The organism is Peptoniphilus phoceensis, from assembly GCF_001517665.2.
GTDB classification, from domain to species: domain Bacteria; phylum Bacillota; class Clostridia; order Tissierellales; family Peptoniphilaceae; genus Peptoniphilus_A; species Peptoniphilus_A timonensis.
In genome coordinates this window covers 161,713-180,850 of record NZ_LN999806.1, presented here as the reverse complement: position 1 = coordinate 180,850, position 19,138 = coordinate 161,713, and the positions used below count along the sequence as shown (strand labels likewise).

The following is a 19,138-nucleotide window of genomic DNA, read 5'->3' as shown; positions in this document are numbered from 1 at the left end:
ATTTTATAAAAGCACTTGTGAGCATAGAAAAAGGTGTTACTGATGAAAAGGCACTTGAAGAAGTCTACGTTTTATATATGAACAATGACACAACAGGTCTACTAAGTGATGACTTTGACTATATGATTGATGATATGAAAGAACAAGGCAAGATTATTGAAAATGTCAGTGATATTGAAGAAAAAGACGATCTTATAAATCTCGTGGGTAATATAGCTGGAAAAGTAGAAAATCTAGAAAGAGAAAATGCTAATGGAGAAAAGTTCAAGGTAAGCAACTTTTCAATTGTTTCAAAAGATGACGATGGGAATAAAATTTATACCAATTGTTCAGCATATGGAGATAAGACAAAAGATTTAGAGAATCTAAAAAAAGGAGATTTTGTTAAAATATTTGGTCAAGTAAAAACAAGCATTGACAACAACGGAAAGGAACATAAAAATGTCCGTATTTTATCTTCTAAGCTCTTAAAAGCAAAAGAACAAGTAAAGAGTCAAGACAAGGATAAAAAGTCCATATTAGGGCAAATAAAAAGCTTTAAGACAGATGACAAAACTAAGTCAACTAAGAAAGAACATAGCAAAGGTGAAGAGAGGTAAATATCGGCAGTTTTGATCTGAACCCATCCATCCTTATTCCGGATTTTTGGGTTCAGGTCATTTGGACTAAAAGTATTTGATGAGAATGGAAAGATTGTTTTTCCAGTTGGAAAAACAATCGATGAGTTAGCTAGAGAAGTTATCCGAGGTGATTGGGGTAATGGAGAAGAAAGGAAAAAAAGACCCACAAATGCTGGATATGATTATCATGCTGTTCAGAGAAGATTGAATCAACTATTATAATTCTATAGATAATAAGAAATCTATATGATAATTAAGAAATCAAAGAAACTATTATTGACATTATCGATAATAAAAGTTATACTACAGTATCATAACTTTTAATTAAAAAGAGGTATTATTTATGGGTAATAACATAAAAACTATAAGAAAACAGAAAAATATGACACAAAATGATTTAGCAAAAGCAGTTGGAGTAACTAGACAATATATAGGTGATATTGAAAATTTCAAAAAAACCCCCACTATAAAAGTTGCTTTTGATTGTGCAAAGGTTCTAGATGTTGAAGTTAAAGACTTATTTTATTATTTATAATTCCAATTGTTATTATATAATAAAATTAATATTGATGTATAGAAATTTTAATGAAAATGTAATTAATGCTATCTGATATGCAAGCTTGTATAATTCACTTTCTTTACTTGAAAATAAATCGTGACCCTTGATTCGTGTATGATTCAAGGGTTTTTAACATGCAAAAAAAGATTTTTAAATTTAACTGAAAACATAGAGAAAAGCAGGGGAAAAAGATTCTTTATACTTAAATGCAACTATAGTTGCATTATGCTAAGAAGTATTATATAATAATCATAGAGGAGTGGAAGTGACTAGATAAAATCAGACGTTTGTATTGAAAGTTTTATTTTGATATATCTATTTTTATTAGTGTAGTTGATTATATTTAAATTTAATTTATTTTAAGCTGATGTAGGAAAGGTTAATTTGATATATTCTAGTTATGATAACGTCATTAGGGGTGATATTAATCACGAAAATATGATTTTCTTGAAGATTATATTATTGAGAACAAGTATTGAAAAAGACTTGGAAAACTTTTGCTATAGATGGAAGATATTTTTTCTATGGCTTAGAAACTGGAAAAATTTTAGAATGTTTTCTAGATGAATATAAAATGCTAAAAGATTTGCCAAGCCTCAAAGATTTAAATCAGCTGGAGTCTTTATTTTCAAAGTATGAAAATGAAAAATACAGTACATAAGTAAGTTAGAACGATGGATTTCAATTTCATCGTTGCAAGAGACAGTATAATGAACCGAAGAATTAGACGAATGTTGTAGTAAAGTTTTTTAAAAAAGCAAGGTTTAGTATTAGCGGGATATTGAGGTCTTATCAAAAGACTTTAATATAAATCAAACAAAAAGGAGGAACGGAAATGATTAAAGCAATTAATGAAGTAGCAGAAAAAGGTTATTGGGCAGATGCGAATGCTGGAAACTCAAATATTGATTCAAAGGATATATGTGAATTCTGTGACACTCGTGACAGTTGCACTCTGTGTGATTCAGAATGGTGTTGGCCTTTAGTTAAAGACTGGGTGTAAACAATAATTAGCATTATGAAACTAATTATTTGAGTAACCGAATATAGGAGAGAAATCCTCTCCTATATTTTTATGTTCTATTCTAATAAATTAAACTATATAGGAGTTATGATATGAAAACATTAAAAGTAAAAACTCATAGACTCATTAAAAATAACGGTAAAAATTATATTTTTATATCTGATACAGCATCTCTGTTTGAAATAGATGACTATGTTAAGAATATGATTAATGAGTCAGATGCATTATTTGCTTATGATAGCGATTCTGAAAAAGATCAGGAAATTATGCAAATTTTGGATAAAGCAGGATTTTTTACTGATTCTTTTAAAGAGCCAGATTGGAAATCTAAAATTAATAAGTCACAACCTTCAGCATTAGTTTTAATGTTATCTCAGGATTGCAATCTGAGATGTAATTATTGTTATGCAGGTGATGGAGAATATTGCAACAAAGGTCTAATGAAAGAATCTACTGCTAAAATGGCGATTGATTATGCTTTTGATAACTTTACCACAGACAGAATATCAATCATTTTGTTTGGAGGAGAACCTCTTTTAAACAAAAATTTATTTAAATTTTGCGTGGAGTATTCTAAGAAAAAAGCTGAGAAGTTAGGGAAGGAAGTAGGTTTTAGTACTACTACAAATGCAACTCTTTTAAATACGGAGATCGCTAAATTTATAATCGAGAATAAATTCAGTGTAACCATCAGCATAGATGGTGATGCAAAAACACATAATCGAAATAGATTCTATGCTAATAAAGAGGGAACATATGATGATGTAGTGTATAATGTAAAAAACTATTTGGGATTTAAAAATGTAGCTGCAAGAGCGACTCTTACAAAATACAATCCAAAAATAAAAGATGTATACGAGCATCTTTATGGATTGGGATTTAGATCGATTCATATCTCCCCATCCATTGAATTTATGGATAAAGATGCTTATGATAAGTTAATTATTAGTTACTTGGAACTTATTGATACCTTTGAGAAGAAACTTAAGTCAAAAGACTATGATTATTGCTTAAGGATGTCTAATATTATGGCATTTCTTAACAGATTGAATAGAGGTGGACTTAGAAGAAAGTTTTGTGGGGCATGCAATAATATGCTGACAGTCGATATTGACGGATCATTCCATGGATGCCATAGATTTGTTGCTGCACCAGAATTGAGTTACGGAAATATTATGAATCATAATGTTATTGAAGATGATAGAAAAAATGGAATGATTGAAGCTCTGATACAAACTCATGATACGGTTTGCCGAGAGTGTTGGATATCAAGTATATGTGGAGGCGGATGTCCTGCAGAGAATATGTCTTCGAATAAAGATTTAAAAAGACCTTATGATTTAACGTGCAATTATTTGAAAAGTATTATGCCTAAAATAATAGAACTATATATCGGATTAAGTAGTGAGGAGAAGCGAATTTTCTTTTATTATGAAAAATAGTAGGTGTTCTAATATGTATAGCACAATATTAAAAACGATAAAATGAAATTGGCTGTATAGTGATGAGTATGATTATGAAACAGATATATCTGCAATATTTTATGGCATAAATAGAAGAGATAAATATGCAATAATCATTAAAGTACATAAGTATGATAATGAAAGTAATAGAACTAATGTAAAATTTAATATAGTGAATAATTCACTATATAATAGAATTAAATATATAAACCAGAGTTATATTGATGAACTAAGTGAAAATATAGAAAACCATAATAGTATATCCAGTATAATTCTAGATTCAAGGAATTGTATAGGTGGCAATTTCATGCAAACAATTTGCATGATGGATATTTTTTATGGAAGATATAAATTTAGTCTTATAAAAAAGAGGGTACAGACTTGCCTTCTAAAAATCATGATAGCAAATTTTCTAGAATTGTATTATTAGTTGGAAAAGGAATTATTTCTGCAGCTGATCCTGTAACAGGAATAAGAGTGAACAATAATAAAAAAGTTGTTATAGGTACTGAAAGCACCTTTGGTAAAAATACTGTTCAAAAAACTTTGCATTAGGAATATAATGCTATATATGAACTTAGCGTTTCAAAATTTGAATTTGAGAGCATCATATCTAGTGGAAACGGTTTTAACCTAAATATAATAGGTAATAGATTTATTCAGGGAGACTATATAGAATTAAACAATATTTCAAATTATTGTATTTCTGACATTAGTATTAACATTATAAAAAATATGTGGAGTTAAATTTTATAACTACGGGATTTGGAGGAAGAAATATGATTCGATTAGAAAACGTAAGCAAATCATACGCCGATAAGATGATTTTGGAAAATATTAATTTCGAGGTTGAACAAGGAGATCGAGTAGTTATCTTAGGGAAGAGCGGTAGTGGTAAGACAACGCTTTTAAATATTATAGCAACGATAGATTCTAATTATTCCGGGAATGTTTATCTTTTTAATAACTATTTGAGAAAATTAAAAAATTCTGATATAGCTGAGTTGCGTAGAGATCAATTAGGGTTTATCTTTCAAGATTTTGGACTATTGGAGAATTTTAATATTGAAGAAAACATATTATTACCAAGTAGAAGTGCTGGAAAGGATATTAAAAAAGATGAATATTTTAACAAACTTATAGATGTGTTAAATATCGAGAATTTATTAAAAAGGTATCCATCAGAATTATCTGGTGGAGAAAAGCAGAGAGCTGCTATTGCAAGAGCGATTATAAAAAAACCAAAATTAGTGGTAGCTGATGAAATTACATCTGCACTTGATATTTATACATCTAAGGAGCTCATTATCTATCTAGATGATGTCGTTACAAAATTTAATATAACTTTATTAATGGTAACACATGATCTTGAAGTTGCTAGAGTATGTAATAAAGTATATTTTATTAGACATGGACATCTTATAGAATTAGATAATTTAAACAGTGCAGAAAAACTATTTTATCAAGAGAGTAATGAGGGATAATATGATAGGGCAAGGAGGTAATAAAAATTATCATTATATGTTTAGTATGTCGTTAATTTTTATGTTCTTTTATGCTGTCTTAATTTTGAGCAATAGTGAAGGAATATACGAATTGGCAGAAAATATGGAAAATATGAAAGTATTCTTTTCAGTTATATTTGTTGTTTCATTTCTTGTAACAATTAAATTTGCCATTGATGGAATAACACAAGTCATTATAAGGGAAAGAGAAAAATTAGGTATATATTCTTTAGCCGGAAATAGAATTGCCTTTTTGGCTCGTATGATAAACGTCAACTTATTAGAAAGTTTTTTTATTGCATCAATTATCGGTGTGATTTTAGGTACTATATATAGTCATTGTATTGTCATACTTTTAGAATTAATATTTGAAATATCTAATATAGAGATAGATATAATAGGATTTAAAACTTTTACGGAGTATATTTTACTGCTGCTTATGATTTTGTGTACTAACTATTTGGTTGCATATATTATTTTAAAGAGAAAGGATGTTAAGGATTTAATATATTATGAAAATATTTTAAAGGTTGAAGATTCGATTTTAAGAGACAACAATCTTTTTAGATACTCCGTTATTACAGCTGGAATACTAGCTTTAACAGTTTTTTTTATTTTTTTAATTACAAAAAATATACAATATGATATTACAATATATTATATTATGGCGAGCTTAATATCTTGTTCTTTTCTTATATATAGATTAACCAAGATGATTATTTTAACAAGATTAAATAAAAATGTAAAATTTTCATCTAAAAATTTTTTTAAATATGTTTTTTCGCAAGAAGTTATACGAAATTGGAAAAAATATTACAGGAATCAGTGCTTATCAACGACGATTCTTTGTTTATCGTGCTTATTTTTATTTGGTTCATTGACGATTGGATATTCATATAAAGAAAATATAGCTAAAGAAGCCCCATTTGATCTGGCTGTATCAGTAGATGCCAAGAGTGTCGACTTTAGTAATGTGAAAGATAAAATTGATTTTAATAACGTAAATTATAAGATTGAATACAAGGTATACTCAAACGAAGATTTAAAAAAATATAATTTACCTACACAGTGTATAAAATTAAGCGATTATAATTATTTACGTAAAATGTTGAATAAAGACCCAATCAATTTATCTGATTATCAATACTTAGTGCAAGTAGAGGATATGATTATTGAAAAAAGGATAAAGGATGAAGTTAAAAATAATCAAATTAGCATCAATAACAAAGACTTTTATATGGCTGAAAGTATTCAAAATTTTCCATTTCTACAATGTAATATAAATGGAAAATTTGAGTTATTAGTATTTAATGATGAAGTAATTAATGACATGCAACTTCCTGTAAAGAGGAATGTTATGATGGTAAGTTTCAAAAATCAGCCGAAAGCTCAATTAAAAAATGAACTATATAAGACTTTAAATTCTTCAACTAATTTAGTCATGGATAATGAAAAAGAGCATATAACAATTAAAGTTGTCTTGAAAGAGTGGAGTAGACTAAATGGTCTGGTTGGGTTATCGATATTAACTATTTTTGGAGTTTTTATGGCGTCGATTTTGATATTGATCGCTATTAATAATATCGCTTTTTATAGCATTAAAAATTTAGACAAAATCTATATAGAAAATAAAATATATTTTGATTTAGGATGGAGTCTTGAACAGATTAGTCAATATAATGCGTTTAGGAACAAGGCGTTCTTTATAAATGCTACCGAAATGATATTGCTAAGTTTGGTTACTGGGACTGTATCAATGTATTATTTTACAAATCAATATTTAGATAATGATATGTACATATTTGCATTTGCTACGATTTCATTGTTATTATATTTGTTAATCATGTTTGTATATAATATAAGTCTAAATAGAATTTTATGTAACAAAATATATGAGTAGAGTAGGGAGTAGCTAATGTTTGTTGATATAATAAAAGAATTTAAAAAATTTAAAAAAGAGCAAATATTATGCTTTTTGTTTTCCTTTATAAATATCGCATTAATGTTATTGCTCCCATATACCTTAAAAATGATAGTTGATAAAGGTATAGCTGCTAAAAATCAAGAGGTCTTATTAACTTGGACTGCTTTGTATATTATTATGGTCTTTTTTCAACATATTTTTGAGTATTTAGCTAATATAAATAGGGTTAAATTAAAGAAAGAGTATTTGATAAATAAAAGAACGCTTATACTAAACAGAATTAAGAATATTCAAGGGAACGTTCTAAAAGACTACAGCACGGGTAAGATAGTTAATATCATTAGTGATGATTTAGAACAAATAGGTGCATCATTTACAACTATCTTTTTTGAACTTTTTAAAAATGTTTTAATGGGTTCTATAGCGGCTATATTTTTATTTAGAATGAACACTCTACTTTTTATGGCTGTTATACTATTACAGCTTGTGATAGTATCTATTAACAATAAGCTATCTCGTAAAGTGCAAGATAAGACAAAAGTTTTTATTAAACAAAAAGATACAAATAAACAGGTTTTATATGATTTTATTAGCGATATTGAAAATATTGTATTATCAAATGAATGTGAATATTATGCTAAGCGTTCATTGAAAGAGGAGATATGTACACAAAATAAATTTATTGATGCTATGAATTTATCATTTTTAAATGCGTTTTCTGGAAAATTTGTTAGTGCTATTTCACAGATTATTATTTGGTTTATTGGTGGGATTCTCGTTATAAAATCACTTATGTCATTTGGAGAAATTATAGCTTTTATGTCGTATTCTTCTATGCTTTTAGGACCTATTTTAGGATTAACTAATATGAATTATGAAATTAGGTCTACTCTCATTTCTTTAGAGAGAGTAAACAATTTTGAACTTGCACTAGATAATTCCATAAATGCAAAAGAACAAATTCATACTGTTGAAACAATTGATTATAATAGTGTTAAGTTCAACTATGGTGAGTCAAAAAATATACTAAATAATATAAACTTACATTTTCAAAAAGGAAAAAAATACGGTATCATTGGGAAAAGTGGTACAGGAAAAACTACTCTATTGAAGCTTCTATTAGGGTTCTGGAATGCAGAAGATGGAGAACTTAGAGTGAATAATATAAATATAAAATATATAGATAAATTTTCGATAAGAGATAGAATTTCACTTGTCACACAAGAAATTATTATCCCTAAAGTCAGCATTAAATCATATCTAACGCTTGATAATAATGTTGAAGAAAGAATAATCTATAAAGTTTTGGATGATGTTAATTTACTCAGTAAAATAAATCAATTAGATAACGGAATTAATTCGGTTATAGGATCAGAGTTTTCTATGTCAGTTGGAGAAAAACAAAGATTATGTTTGGCAAAGGCATTACTTAAAGATAAGGATGTATTGATATTAGACGAGTTTACATCTAATATGGATATGGTTAATGAAGAAGAAATTATTAAGAATATTGTTACTAAATTCAATAACAAAATAATCATAGTAATTACACATAGATTTAAAGTTTTAGAATATTGCGATATTGTTTATGAAAGTAAAGGAGATTATTTTGATATGATTTCATATAAATAATAAATTAATAGGAGATGTTCATCCTATGTGTAAGATTATTTTTAGTTAAAACTTGGATAATAAAATTAAGCTAGACATATTTAAATGATAAAAATTAAAGATTTAAGTAAGCATACAAGCATATCAGAATCTTGTATGCTTATTTATTTTACTCAAAATTACCCAACTTGTCCTAAGGAATATAGAGGAAAGAAAATTAAGGTAAAAAATAGATCTGATTTCTTTGCCTGTGATATAGGAGGTGGAGTATGAAAGTAAAAAAGCTTGAAGGTAGACAAGAAATTATAAAGACTGAATATTTGGAAAGAGATTTAAAGGCAGAGCTTAATTTCTATCTATCGGATAAATTCATTCAAGATCTCTTTTTTTAGATGAAATTAGCCTTGAAGAATATAGGAAAATTAGAAGAGAAAACAATAAAAAATTCAGACCGATTCTAAATCTATATAATAAAATATGTAAGATTTACCTGAATAAGATTTTTTATAGCATCTTAAACTAGGTTACATAATTTATAATATTATTACTAAAAGTCGTATCTTTTTAATTTACAATAGAAATTAATATTTGCATGTTTACGGGGAAAAGTGATAAACTAATAGTAACAAAGTATGTTTAAAGCTATGTTAAAGATTTGAAAAATTAAATTTGATTTATTAAGTTTTGGTGGATATAGGCTCTATATGTAAATATGTTTTGTAAGGAGGGTATTTATTTGAGAACTTTTATAAAAAAAATATCAAAAATTGTAAATATAGATAAAAAGGAGTACTTATATAATCAATTATTATGTTTTTTTTGTCTTATAACGTATACTGCTTCTTCTATTATTTTCCCGAGTTTTTTAAGTAAAATTGTTGATATTGGTATTGCTAAAAACGATTTTCATGCTATTTTAAAATATTCTTTAGAAATGTTGTTATGTGGTGTTATCATGGTAATTTTTTATTACTATCAGAGAGTATTTTTTTTCAGATTTGGAAATAAAATTGTTTTAGATACAAGAAAAAAAATATATGAAAAATTATGTAATGTGAACATTTTTTTTTGGAACAAACATAAAGTCGGTGATATTTTAACTATTCTTGATAGTGATTTAGATAAATTACAGGAACTTTTGACTTCAAATATAAGTGAGTTAATTGTAAACTTGATTTTGGCGATAGGAATAGCTTCATATATAATAATATTAAATATAAAAATAGGTGTATTTGTTATTGCTTTAGCTGTAATTTTTGCTATAATTCAGAAATTGATTTCCAATAAAAGTAAAGAAGAAATGAGAATCTTTAGAGAAATAATAGGGGATTTCAACTCATATAGTACTGAAACCATTAATAATATGATGTCTTTACAGATGACTGGTAAAGTAAGCTATATAAAAAAAACATATTCTAATAAGTGTAATATATTATCATTGAGAGGGTTACGACTTACAAAAATTTTAAGTATGGTAAGTGTTACTGGGACATCTTTTAATATACTAGCTATTATTTTAGTATTATTTATTGGCGCTTTAGATGTTTCTGATGGCTTACTTTCTGTTGGTTTGCTTTTCAGTATGACAATATATGTCCAACGATTATATTCTCCGATTGTAACTCTTGGGAATCTCTTTGTCAAAATTAGAAATTTTTCTCCGATTCTTGAAAACATATACGATTTGGTTTCTAATGAGAACATAATTGTTCAAGGTTCTTATAAATCGCAACTTCCTTTAACAGGGAAAATCGAATTTAAAAAAGTATCGTTTTCATATAACGGTGAAGATTATGTTATTAAAAATTTTTCTGAGCATTTGAACCCAGGAGATATAGTTGGAATTGTAGGAGAGAATGGAAGCGGAAAGACAACAATATGCAGACTTTTAACCAAGTTATGTGATGTTACTGAAGGTTCAATTGAACTAGATGGTATAAACTTAAATGATATAGAAACTGATTATTTACGAACACAAATAGGAGTCATGACTCAAGATAGTTTCATACTAACTGAGGAATTCAATGAATTTTTAAATAATAAACAAAATGCAATTTTACTTCAAAAATATATAAACTCAATGAACTTTTCTAACTCAGGTATTAATATAACAGAGTCTGGATTTGAGATCAAAGAGAATAAGTTAAACATATCTGGTGGAGAGGCAAAAAAATTAGCTTTATATAAATTGTATTTAGAGAACAAACCTATCTGTATATTGGATGAACCTACAGCTTTTCTAGATTCTGTCAGTGAAGAGATTATGATTGATTTTATAAATAACTATTTCAAGGGAAAGACTCTTATTATAATAACACATAAACCAGAGATTTTACGTTTATGTACGAAGATTTTAAAGTTAACTGAAAAATCATGAGTGGAGGTATAAGTCTATGAAATTAAGTATTTGGGTAACAAGATCTTGCAATATGGATTGTGATTATTGCTATGAACAAGATAATTTACGAGATGATATATTTATTAATGAGTATGAGTATATTGAAAAATGTATTGATTTCATTAATACAACATGCCACAAGACAAATAGTAATAAATTATTTATTAAATTTTTTGGTGGAGAACCTTTACTTAAATATCCATTTATATATAAATTTATTAAAAAATTAGATAATGAAATATTACCAGGTATTAGGATTTTTTACTCAATTACGACCAATGGTACTTTAATGACAAATGAGATCATTGCTTGGTTTAAAGATAATGACATAGAGTGTGCTTTAAGTATAGACGGAAATAAATCGGTATATGAGTCCAATAGACATTATAAAAATGGAAAATCTTCATGGGGAACTGTTGATGAACTAATACCCAAGGTTGTGGATAATGGTCTAAAATTATCTGCACGCATGACTTATAATTCTAAAACCGTTGATTCATTATATAGTAGTTTGATGTACTTAATTAATCGAGGATTTACAGTATTAAAAGCCATACCTGATTACTTTGATGATAATTGGGATGATAATCAAATACCAATACTTGAGGAACAAATTAGATTGATTTATAAATTTAAATATGAGAATCAACATATACGTATTAATTTGGATGACGATGACTTATTTATTGGTAGAAAGGGTTGTGCTGGCGGATATAGTATGTTTAGCTTAGATAGAAATGGTGACATTTATCCATGTACATATATTGTAGGTACTCCTAAATTTATTATTGGAAACATTTTTGATAATTGTGAAATCCCATTAAATTATACAGATGGAACACAAATTCATAGAAAAGGTTGTGATGGATGTAAGTATTACAAATGTTGTAAAAGTTCCGGTTGTTTGTATGGGAATTATAAGCTTTCAGGTCAATTCGATAAAGTTAATAACTTTTTTTGTTCATATAGAAAAATATTGTATAGCATAAAGGAGAGAGGAGTATGATCAATTATGATAATTTAGTAATTTCGAAATATGCAAAGACTTTATATTGGAAAAATTTATGTATTATTGGTAATATAGCGGTGGATGGGCGTTGGATAAAGATTCCAAAGTCAGTATTGATAGACAGTATTAACAAATTAGAATTTACGGATTCTTCCCAATCACTTGATGAAGTAACTAGAAAAGTCTTTGATAAATTATATGAAATTCATGTTCTTATAGAAAAAAATAAAATTGAAGATGAAGAAAAGAATTTACTTAGACCTCAAAATGTAACTATTGAATTGACAACACTATGTAATCTAAAATGTAAACATTGTTCTTACAGCTTTGGTGGAAATAATTATAAAGAGATGTGCATTAGTACAGTTATTGGTTTGGCTAAATGGTGTTCAGAAAATGGTGTCCAGCGTATAATTTTAACTGGTGGAGAGCCTTTTTGTAGAACTGATATATTTGAAATATTGGAAGGTATTCGCTCTTTTTATAGTGGTTCACTAGAAATAATGACAAATGGAACATTGATAGATAAGTCTGATATTCCATTTATTATAGAAAATGTAAATCGATTACATATAAGTTTGGATGGATATGATGAAGTAAGTGTATCTTCTATTAGAGGTCAATATGTTTTTGAAAAAATTATTACTCTAATTAATAATTTACATTCAAATAACTTTAAGGATATTTCCTTATCGTGTGTAGATACTGGTGATCAAGAGAAAATAACACATTTTTATGAACTAACTAAACGATTAAATGTTCATCCAGTGGTTCGTAAACTAAATTTAAAGGGGAAAGCTAATGAGAACTTCAAATATAAAAACGCTGAGTCAATCGAGTTAAGTTCTTTAAATGGAACTAATATGAAGTCTATATGTCATCATAGTTACTCTTCATTATTTGTGAATACAAATGGCGAAGTGTTTCCATGTGCTGCATTGAGAGAAATCGAATATATCATTGGGAAGTTTTTAGTAAGAGAAAATAAGTTCGAATTTATGTTAGATTCATTAGTTCCGATTATCGACACTATAGAAGATTGTTCATCGTGTCCTGTCAGATATTTTTGCTCTACCCCTTGTATTTCACAAAATGATGTGATATACTTAAATAAAGAATATAGAATGGAACGTTGCAAAAAATTATATGAAAAATTAATTACCATTGTATGGGATAATGTTGATGTGAGATAGCAGTTGGTCGCTATTTTACATAGATTCGTAGTATGTTTTGAAAATATCTTTAAGGAGGTTTATTTATGAAAGAACAAAACACTAATACTAAGGATACTTGTAAGGTTGAAGAACTTGACATCGAGATTAAAGGATATGGCTGTGACGATGATTGTCAAGAATTCTTTGAAAAGACAGCTGGATATAATTGTGGATGGAAACCAACAGATAACACAAGTCCATTATGGTAAAATTGGGAAAACAATAAAAGGGAGGATGGATTATCCTCCCTTTTATTGTATTATTAAACAGGATTAAATTCATGAATAAATTAAAAATAGCTGTGTTAGATAGTGGATTTGATTTTCACAGACAATTGCAAAATCCAATAGTTTATAGTAATAGTTTTTCGAGCGAATTATCACCTATAGATAAAAATGGACATGGAACATGCATTATAACATTAATTGATTCGATTGGGACTAATATAGAAATCTATAATATGGCAATTTTAGACAAAAATAGGGAAGGTAATCTTTGTTCGCTTAAGGGTGCATTAAAAGAATCTATTAAAAAGGATGTTAATATAGTAAATCTAAGTTTAGGAATAGAGAATATGTCCGTTGATTCGGAATTAGAAGGTATTCTATTAGAATGTTGCAGAAAGAAAATAATTCTTGTAACAACCACTTCTAATCGTGGAAAGTTCAACTATTTAGCACAATACAAAGATATACTTAGTATTCAAAGAAGAAATCATAACCGTGTAAATAATGATCTACTTAAATTAAACCCTGCGGCTTTTTTTGTAGATAATATACCAAGGGTTGTTCCGTGGATAAATGGAACTTATAAATTAAGTGGTGCAAATAGTTTTTTGACACCATTCCTTATAAAAAATTTATATCAAATTAATAAATCAAAAAATGATCTAGAAGAAAGTTACAAAGTGTTACTAAAGTTGCAACCATCAAGTATTTTAAGACTCTCACCTAAACAGTTAGAAATCAAAAGGGATTGTTTAATTGATAAATCACTTTATAAAAGAATGATATCCAATTCGATTATTACAGATATGTATAATAGTGATGGTAAATTGATTATCGAAAATGCTACAAGTGAAAATGTCACAAGGTTAGTTAAGCTTATCAATTCTATAACCAAATTAAATTATATTAATAATTTAATTTGGTTATCAGATATTATGTTTATAGAAAATTTAACAAACAAATTATTGAGTATAAAGGAGGATAGTTATGGATGATAAAATTCGACTTGATGACGTAGCATTTTCTGACTATACGAGGATCATTATTAAGAATGACTATATTGTTATAGGAGATATACTTAGAAGTGGGCTTTGGATTAAAATACCTGTTGAAGATTATTACTATATAAAGCCATATATAGGAATAGTTGATGGGTATAAAAAATTGATGAATAGTTTGGAATCAGTAGAATACAAAGTTTATTATACGAAACTATTGAGGGTTCTTGCAAAGATAAAGGTTTTGGTAAATAAAGAATTTAAAAAAAGAGAAGTTTTTATTAAGGACTTGTCATTAGAATTAACAACGGCATGCAATTTGAGGTGCAAACATTGTTCTGGAATGTATGGGAGTAAAGAAAATGAATTTTTATCTAATTCTCATTTAAAAAGCATAATAAATTGGGCAAATACTAAGCAAATAAATTCGCTAACGCTTACAGGAGGGGAAATTTTTTGTATTGAAGATATATATGAAAAATTGAAATACATTCGTAATAATTTTAATGGGAATATAAGTATTATTACTAATGCGACATTATTCTCGGAAGAAAAAGTAAGTGTTTTAACAGAATGTGTCGATGAAATAAATATAAGTTTAGATGGATATGACAAGCAAAGCGTAGATTTTATACGTGGAAAAGGTACTTTTACCAAAGTTATGGGTTCTATAAAACAATTACAGTTAAATAGTTTTTATAACATTACATTGTCTATGATTTTGACAAGTGATAATAGTATTCACATAGATAAATTTAAAAAACTATGCAAAAAAATGAATGTAAGACCTATAACTAGAATATTAGCTATTAAAGGTCGTGCTATAGAAAATTATGATTTTTTAATTTCGGAAAGCAATAAAGGTGCAGAAGATAATATCTTAAAGCATATAAATATGTTATCAATGTGTAATGCAGGATTTTCTATGATTTCTATTACTGCAAGTGGCGCTGTAACGTTATGTGCATCTACTGAAGATAGCAATATAGTTTTAGGAAATTATAATGATTTAGATATGATTTCAAAGAATATTAGTCATATACAACAAACTTGTATTGTTGATAAAATTTCACCATGTAAGTTTTGTGATGTGCGTTATTTTTGTTCTTCTAAATGTTATTCAACAAATATTAATATTTTTACTAATCCCTATTTACGAAAACAAAGATGTATAAAATATAGAGAAAAGTTACAAAAATATGTTTGGGGATGATTTAATTCTATTTGGAATATGAAAATAAATATTTTATAATAATGTGTCATTAATAACTTTTAAATAGATTTAATTTATAGTGTTTGTATATTAGAAGGGAGAGATTTTAATATGAGCATATTGGAAACTATAAATTTAAAAAAATATTTTGGAAAGGAACCCAATATTACAAAGGCATTAGATGGGATTTCTCTTTCAGTAGGAGAAGGTGAATTTGTTGCTATTATTGGAACTTCTGGAAGTGGAAAATCCACTTTTTTGAATATGATGGGTGGTTTAGACAAACCAACTTCTGGAAAAGTACTGGTAGATGGAAAAGACCTTTCTACACTAAAAGATGAAGAGTTGACTATTTTTCGCAGAAAGAATATTGGATTTATCTTTCAAAATTATAATCTTGTTCCGGTTCTAAATGTATATGAAAATATTGTTTTACCAGTAGAATTAGATGGAAAAGCAGTAGATAGTAATTTTATGGACGAAGTAATAGAAATGCTAGGTTTAAAAAACAAACTTCAAAATATGCCAAATAACCTTTCAGGAGGTCAGCAACAAAGAGTTGCAATAGCTAGAGCTCTTGTAACAAATCCTAAAATTATCTTGGCGGATGAACCTACTGGAAATCTTGATAGCAAGACTAGTAATGATTTTTTAGAACTTTTAAAACTATCGAGTAGAAAATTTCATCAAACTATAGTTATGATTACACATGATATGGATATTTCAGAGCTAGCGGATCGAACTATTCGTATTGAAGATGGAAAAATTTCTAGTTAAGGAGAATTGTATATGAAAAACTTTTTTTCTGATAATAATTCTTATATTAAACTTCTAGCTAAAAAAAGTTACAATGCTAATAAGAAGAGGAATTTATTTGTAGTATTAGCTTTGATGCTGACAACTTTTATGATTACTTCTATATTCAGTTTGGGATTTAGTTATTTTGAAACATTAAAGAAGCAACAAATTAGATATATGGGGACAACTGCAGATGCAGCTATAACCAATATTACAAAAACACAAGAAGAAGAATTAAATAGTTCAGGATTGATATCTATAATGGGAATTAGTCAGAGATTAGGAAATATTGATGCGACAGAAAATAAAGATATAAAACTTGGACTTACGTATATAGATAAAGAAGAATGGGAGAAACATAGAAAACCCACAGTTTCCAATATTACTGGTTCATATCCAGAGGAAGAGAATGAGGTTATGTGTCCTATTTGGGCATTAAATGAATTGGGAATTAATAATCCTAAGATAGGAATGAAGATTACCTTACCATATAGGATATCAAAAATTAATAAAGTTTTTAATAAAGATTTTATACTTTCAGGCTATTATAATGATTATACAACTACTCGTGTGGGGAAACGTGGTTCAGTATATGTATCAAAAATTTTCGCTGACAAAATTGACCTACCTTTTGAAGATAGAACTAGTGCAATGATTACTTTTAATGGAGACGAGAAAGCTGAGCATTCTCTTGAAAAATTAAAATCTGAAATTGATTTTTCAGAAAAACAATCTTTTCAAATTGTACCATCAAAACAAGGAGATAATTTTTCTATAGTTCTTTCCTGTGTTGCTTTAATATTTATCATAATGGTAAGTGGATATTTATTAATATACAATATACTCTATATTTCAATTTCAAGGGATACAAGATTTTATGGACAACTTAAAACAATTGGCTTTACTAAAAAACAAATAAAAAAGGTTGTAAAATGGCAAATATTAAGATTGTCCAGTATTGGTATCCCCATAGGTCTTTTATTAGGATGTTTTGTTTCGCTATTTGTAGTTCCATTTGCTATGAGGATGCTGTCTTCTAGCAATGCTGAATTAGGAACAAAAATCTCTTTTTCTCCTATTATATTTATTGGAGCTGGAATATTTGCGTTGTTAACTGCAATAATTGGAAGTATGAAACCAGCTAGAGTTGCTGGGAAAGTGTCTCCTATAACTGCGTCTCGATATATAGACAAGACTATAAAGACACCTGATAAAAGAAGGAGTCATCAAATAAAATTATCTAGAATGGCATTTAGAAATATTTTTAGGAATCCTAAAAGTGCAATGCTTACTTTTGGATCATTGTTTTTAGGTTTGACAATGTTTCTAATATCCACTGGACTTTTATCAAGCTTAAATCCTAAAAACTTTGTAAGTGAATGGGGAGAAAGTGATTATGCATTGACCTACAGTATTCATGAAGAGAGTGAGCTACTAACATCTGAAATGGCAGAAAAAATAAAAGAAATTAAGGGTGTTAAAAATGTCAGATTGACATATGCATCTTCAAAAATAAAAATTCCTGTTATATATGACCAAAAGGTTTTTGGAAAATATATTGAATCTTTAGATAGTGTATCTGGACTTGACTTTTCAGATCCAAAAAATGTAAAGAAATATACTGATAATTTTTTCAGTGGCGTTTATGGCATTGATGAGAAATATGTTAAAGAGCTTAATGAAACACTTAAGAACCCAATTGATCTAAAAGCATTTGAAAATGGTGAAATTGTTTTATTATCTTCTATGACAGATAATAATGGCAATCCACTAATCTCTCAAGGGGAATCAATAACTATAGTTGGAGAAGATGATAAAAAGCATACTCTAACTGTTGCTAATGGATTTTTGGATGCAGATTTTCAAAGTGGAAGGGGGATTGAAAGAGGAACTGCCCCAAATTTATATATTAGCCAGCAGGCACTAAAAAAATTTTTTCCTAATACAAAAATATTTAGGATAGCATTTGATATAGACGAAGGAGTTGATAATAAGCAAATTGATGATAAACTACAAAAAATCATATCTTCATCTCAAGTTAATATTCAATCCAGATATGAAAAGTATAAAGAAATTGAACAATATTTATTCACTTCACGAGTTTTGGCAACTGGAACAGCTATTGTGTTCTTGATAATTGGGATTATGAATTTTATAAATACAATGGTTGTGAGTGTAGATACACGTAAGCAAGAATTTGCTACTCTTGAAAGCATTGGTATGTCAAAAAAACAAATAAAAACTGTTTTACTATATGAAGGTTGGTATTACTGGATTATCTCGTTTTTATTGCTTGGAACAATTGGAACAGGGATATATATACCTATCTATATGAGTTTTAAGAAAATAGCATACTATTCAGTTTTTAGCTACCCAATTTATCATCTATTGATAGTTGGAATAATTACTTTAATATTATGTTTAACAGTACCTATAATTATTTTTAATATAGATCTCAAAAAAACTATTATTGAGAGATTGCGTCAAAATTGAATTGGGAACCATATTTAGCAATTTTACCTATAATATCTGTTTGAGAAAAAATCTTAACAGATATTATAGATACCTAAACCTT

At 27.6% G+C, this 19,138-nt stretch carries 20 protein-coding genes; all 20 read left to right on the top strand.

Features of this window, described 5'->3' with window-relative positions; translation table 11 throughout:
- On the top strand, positions 1 to 599 hold a 599-nt coding region (locus BN3657_RS00940), incomplete at its 5' end, for a hypothetical protein (RefSeq protein WP_062551391.1).
- A gap of 42 nt (positions 600 to 641) precedes the next feature.
- The gene (locus tag BN3657_RS00935; protein ID WP_082380195.1) at positions 642 to 842 is read left to right on the top strand and encodes a hypothetical protein; all 201 of its coding nucleotides are present in this window, start codon (positions 642 to 644) and stop codon (positions 840 to 842) included.
- Between the two features lie 121 nt (positions 843 to 963).
- The gene (locus BN3657_RS00930) at positions 964 to 1,155 is read left to right on the top strand and encodes a helix-turn-helix transcriptional regulator (protein ID WP_054251353.1); all 192 of its coding nucleotides are present in this window, start codon (positions 964 to 966) and stop codon (positions 1,153 to 1,155) included.
- A 499-nt stretch (positions 1,156 to 1,654) separates the two neighbouring features.
- Positions 1,655 to 1,840 (top strand): hypothetical protein, encoded by a 186-nt coding sequence (locus BN3657_RS00925; RefSeq protein ID WP_054251354.1) that lies wholly within the window; start codon positions 1,655 to 1,657, stop codon positions 1,838 to 1,840.
- A 174-nt stretch (positions 1,841 to 2,014) separates the two neighbouring features.
- A complete protein-coding gene (locus tag BN3657_RS08465; RefSeq protein WP_154664281.1) occupies positions 2,015 to 2,182 on the top strand; it encodes a hypothetical protein in 168 nt (55 codons plus the stop codon).
- A gap of 113 nt (positions 2,183 to 2,295) precedes the next feature.
- Positions 2,296 to 3,645 (top strand): PapB family radical SAM/SPASM ranthipeptide maturase, encoded by a 1,350-nt coding sequence (gene papB / locus BN3657_RS00920; protein ID WP_054251355.1) that lies wholly within the window; start codon positions 2,296 to 2,298, stop codon positions 3,643 to 3,645.
- Positions 3,646 to 4,047: 402 nt separating this feature from the next.
- A complete protein-coding gene (locus BN3657_RS00915) occupies positions 4,048 to 4,221 on the top strand; it encodes a S41 family peptidase (RefSeq protein WP_082380134.1) in 174 nt (57 codons plus the stop codon).
- A 224-nt stretch (positions 4,222 to 4,445) separates the two neighbouring features.
- Complete coding sequence (locus BN3657_RS00910) at positions 4,446 to 5,150, top strand: ABC transporter ATP-binding protein (RefSeq protein ID WP_054251356.1); 705 nt, start codon at positions 4,446 to 4,448, stop codon at positions 5,148 to 5,150.
- Between the two features lies 1 nt (position 5,151).
- On the top strand, positions 5,152 to 7,071 hold the full coding sequence (locus tag BN3657_RS00905) for an ABC transporter permease (RefSeq protein WP_062551387.1): 1,920 nt from the start codon (positions 5,152 to 5,154) through the stop codon (positions 7,069 to 7,071).
- Between the two features lie 15 nt (positions 7,072 to 7,086).
- A complete protein-coding gene (locus BN3657_RS00900; RefSeq protein ID WP_054251358.1) occupies positions 7,087 to 8,727 on the top strand; it encodes an ATP-binding cassette domain-containing protein in 1,641 nt (546 codons plus the stop codon).
- 84 nt (positions 8,728 to 8,811) lie between these two features.
- Entirely contained in the window at positions 8,812 to 8,979 is a 168-nt protein-coding gene (locus tag BN3657_RS08460; RefSeq protein WP_154664280.1) for a hypothetical protein, read from the top strand.
- Complete coding sequence (locus BN3657_RS08640) at positions 8,976 to 9,098, top strand: hypothetical protein (protein ID WP_268258892.1); 123 nt, start codon at positions 8,976 to 8,978, stop codon at positions 9,096 to 9,098. Before BN3657_RS08460 ends, BN3657_RS08640 begins: the two co-directional genes overlap by 4 nt.
- A 344-nt stretch (positions 9,099 to 9,442) precedes the next feature.
- Positions 9,443 to 11,083, top strand: coding sequence for an ABC transporter ATP-binding protein (locus tag BN3657_RS00890; protein ID WP_054251359.1), 1,641 nt, complete (start codon positions 9,443 to 9,445; stop codon positions 11,081 to 11,083).
- Between the two features lie 16 nt (positions 11,084 to 11,099).
- Positions 11,100 to 12,110, top strand: coding sequence for a radical SAM/SPASM domain-containing protein (locus BN3657_RS00885; protein WP_054251360.1), 1,011 nt, complete (start codon positions 11,100 to 11,102; stop codon positions 12,108 to 12,110).
- Positions 12,107 to 13,306, top strand: coding sequence for a radical SAM/SPASM domain-containing protein (locus BN3657_RS00880; RefSeq protein WP_054251361.1), 1,200 nt, complete (start codon positions 12,107 to 12,109; stop codon positions 13,304 to 13,306). Before BN3657_RS00885 ends, BN3657_RS00880 begins: the two co-directional genes overlap by 4 nt.
- A 65-nt stretch (positions 13,307 to 13,371) precedes the next feature.
- Positions 13,372 to 13,536, top strand: a complete 165-nt coding sequence (locus tag BN3657_RS08455) for a hypothetical protein (RefSeq protein ID WP_154664279.1) — start codon at positions 13,372 to 13,374, stop codon at positions 13,534 to 13,536.
- A gap of 71 nt (positions 13,537 to 13,607) precedes the next feature.
- Positions 13,608 to 14,549 (top strand): S8/S53 family peptidase, encoded by a 942-nt coding sequence (locus BN3657_RS00875; RefSeq protein WP_054251362.1) that lies wholly within the window; start codon positions 13,608 to 13,610, stop codon positions 14,547 to 14,549.
- Positions 14,542 to 15,765 (top strand): radical SAM/SPASM domain-containing protein, encoded by a 1,224-nt coding sequence (locus BN3657_RS00870; protein WP_054251363.1) that lies wholly within the window; start codon positions 14,542 to 14,544, stop codon positions 15,763 to 15,765. Before BN3657_RS00875 ends, BN3657_RS00870 begins: the two co-directional genes overlap by 8 nt.
- A gap of 111 nt (positions 15,766 to 15,876) precedes the next feature.
- Complete coding sequence (locus tag BN3657_RS00865; protein WP_054251364.1) at positions 15,877 to 16,542, top strand: ABC transporter ATP-binding protein; 666 nt, start codon at positions 15,877 to 15,879, stop codon at positions 16,540 to 16,542.
- A gap of 12 nt (positions 16,543 to 16,554) precedes the next feature.
- Entirely contained in the window at positions 16,555 to 19,056 is a 2,502-nt protein-coding gene (locus BN3657_RS00860) for an ABC transporter permease (RefSeq protein WP_054251365.1), read from the top strand.
- Positions 19,057 to 19,138: the final 82 nt, after the last annotated feature.

Excerpts from the sequence above, each read along its gene's own strand:
- BN3657_RS00930 (WP_054251353.1), top strand. The coding sequence starts at position 964 with ATGGGTAATAACATAAAAACTATAAGAAAACAGAAAAATATGACACAA.
- BN3657_RS08465 (WP_154664281.1), top strand. The coding sequence starts at position 2,015 with ATGATTAAAGCAATTAATGAAGTAGCAGAAAAAGGTTATTGGGCAGAT.
- papB (WP_054251355.1), top strand. The coding sequence starts at position 2,296 with ATGAAAACATTAAAAGTAAAAACTCATAGACTCATTAAAAATAACGGT.
- BN3657_RS00910 (WP_054251356.1), top strand. The coding sequence starts at position 4,446 with ATGATTCGATTAGAAAACGTAAGCAAATCATACGCCGATAAGATGATT.
- BN3657_RS00905 (WP_062551387.1), top strand. The coding sequence starts at position 5,152 with ATGATAGGGCAAGGAGGTAATAAAAATTATCATTATATGTTTAGTATG.
- BN3657_RS00900 (WP_054251358.1), top strand. The coding sequence starts at position 7,087 with ATGTTTGTTGATATAATAAAAGAATTTAAAAAATTTAAAAAAGAGCAA.
- BN3657_RS08460 (WP_154664280.1), top strand. The coding sequence starts at position 8,812 with ATGATAAAAATTAAAGATTTAAGTAAGCATACAAGCATATCAGAATCT.
- BN3657_RS08640 (WP_268258892.1), top strand. The coding sequence starts at position 8,976 with ATGAAAGTAAAAAAGCTTGAAGGTAGACAAGAAATTATAAAGACTGAA.
- BN3657_RS00885 (WP_054251360.1), top strand. The coding sequence starts at position 11,100 with ATGAAATTAAGTATTTGGGTAACAAGATCTTGCAATATGGATTGTGAT.
- BN3657_RS00880 (WP_054251361.1), top strand. The coding sequence starts at position 12,107 with ATGATCAATTATGATAATTTAGTAATTTCGAAATATGCAAAGACTTTA.
- BN3657_RS08455 (WP_154664279.1), top strand. The coding sequence starts at position 13,372 with ATGAAAGAACAAAACACTAATACTAAGGATACTTGTAAGGTTGAAGAA.
- BN3657_RS00875 (WP_054251362.1), top strand. The coding sequence starts at position 13,608 with ATGAATAAATTAAAAATAGCTGTGTTAGATAGTGGATTTGATTTTCAC.
- BN3657_RS00870 (WP_054251363.1), top strand. The coding sequence starts at position 14,542 with ATGGATGATAAAATTCGACTTGATGACGTAGCATTTTCTGACTATACG.
- BN3657_RS00865 (WP_054251364.1), top strand. The coding sequence starts at position 15,877 with ATGAGCATATTGGAAACTATAAATTTAAAAAAATATTTTGGAAAGGAA.
- BN3657_RS00860 (WP_054251365.1), top strand. The coding sequence starts at position 16,555 with ATGAAAAACTTTTTTTCTGATAATAATTCTTATATTAAACTTCTAGCT.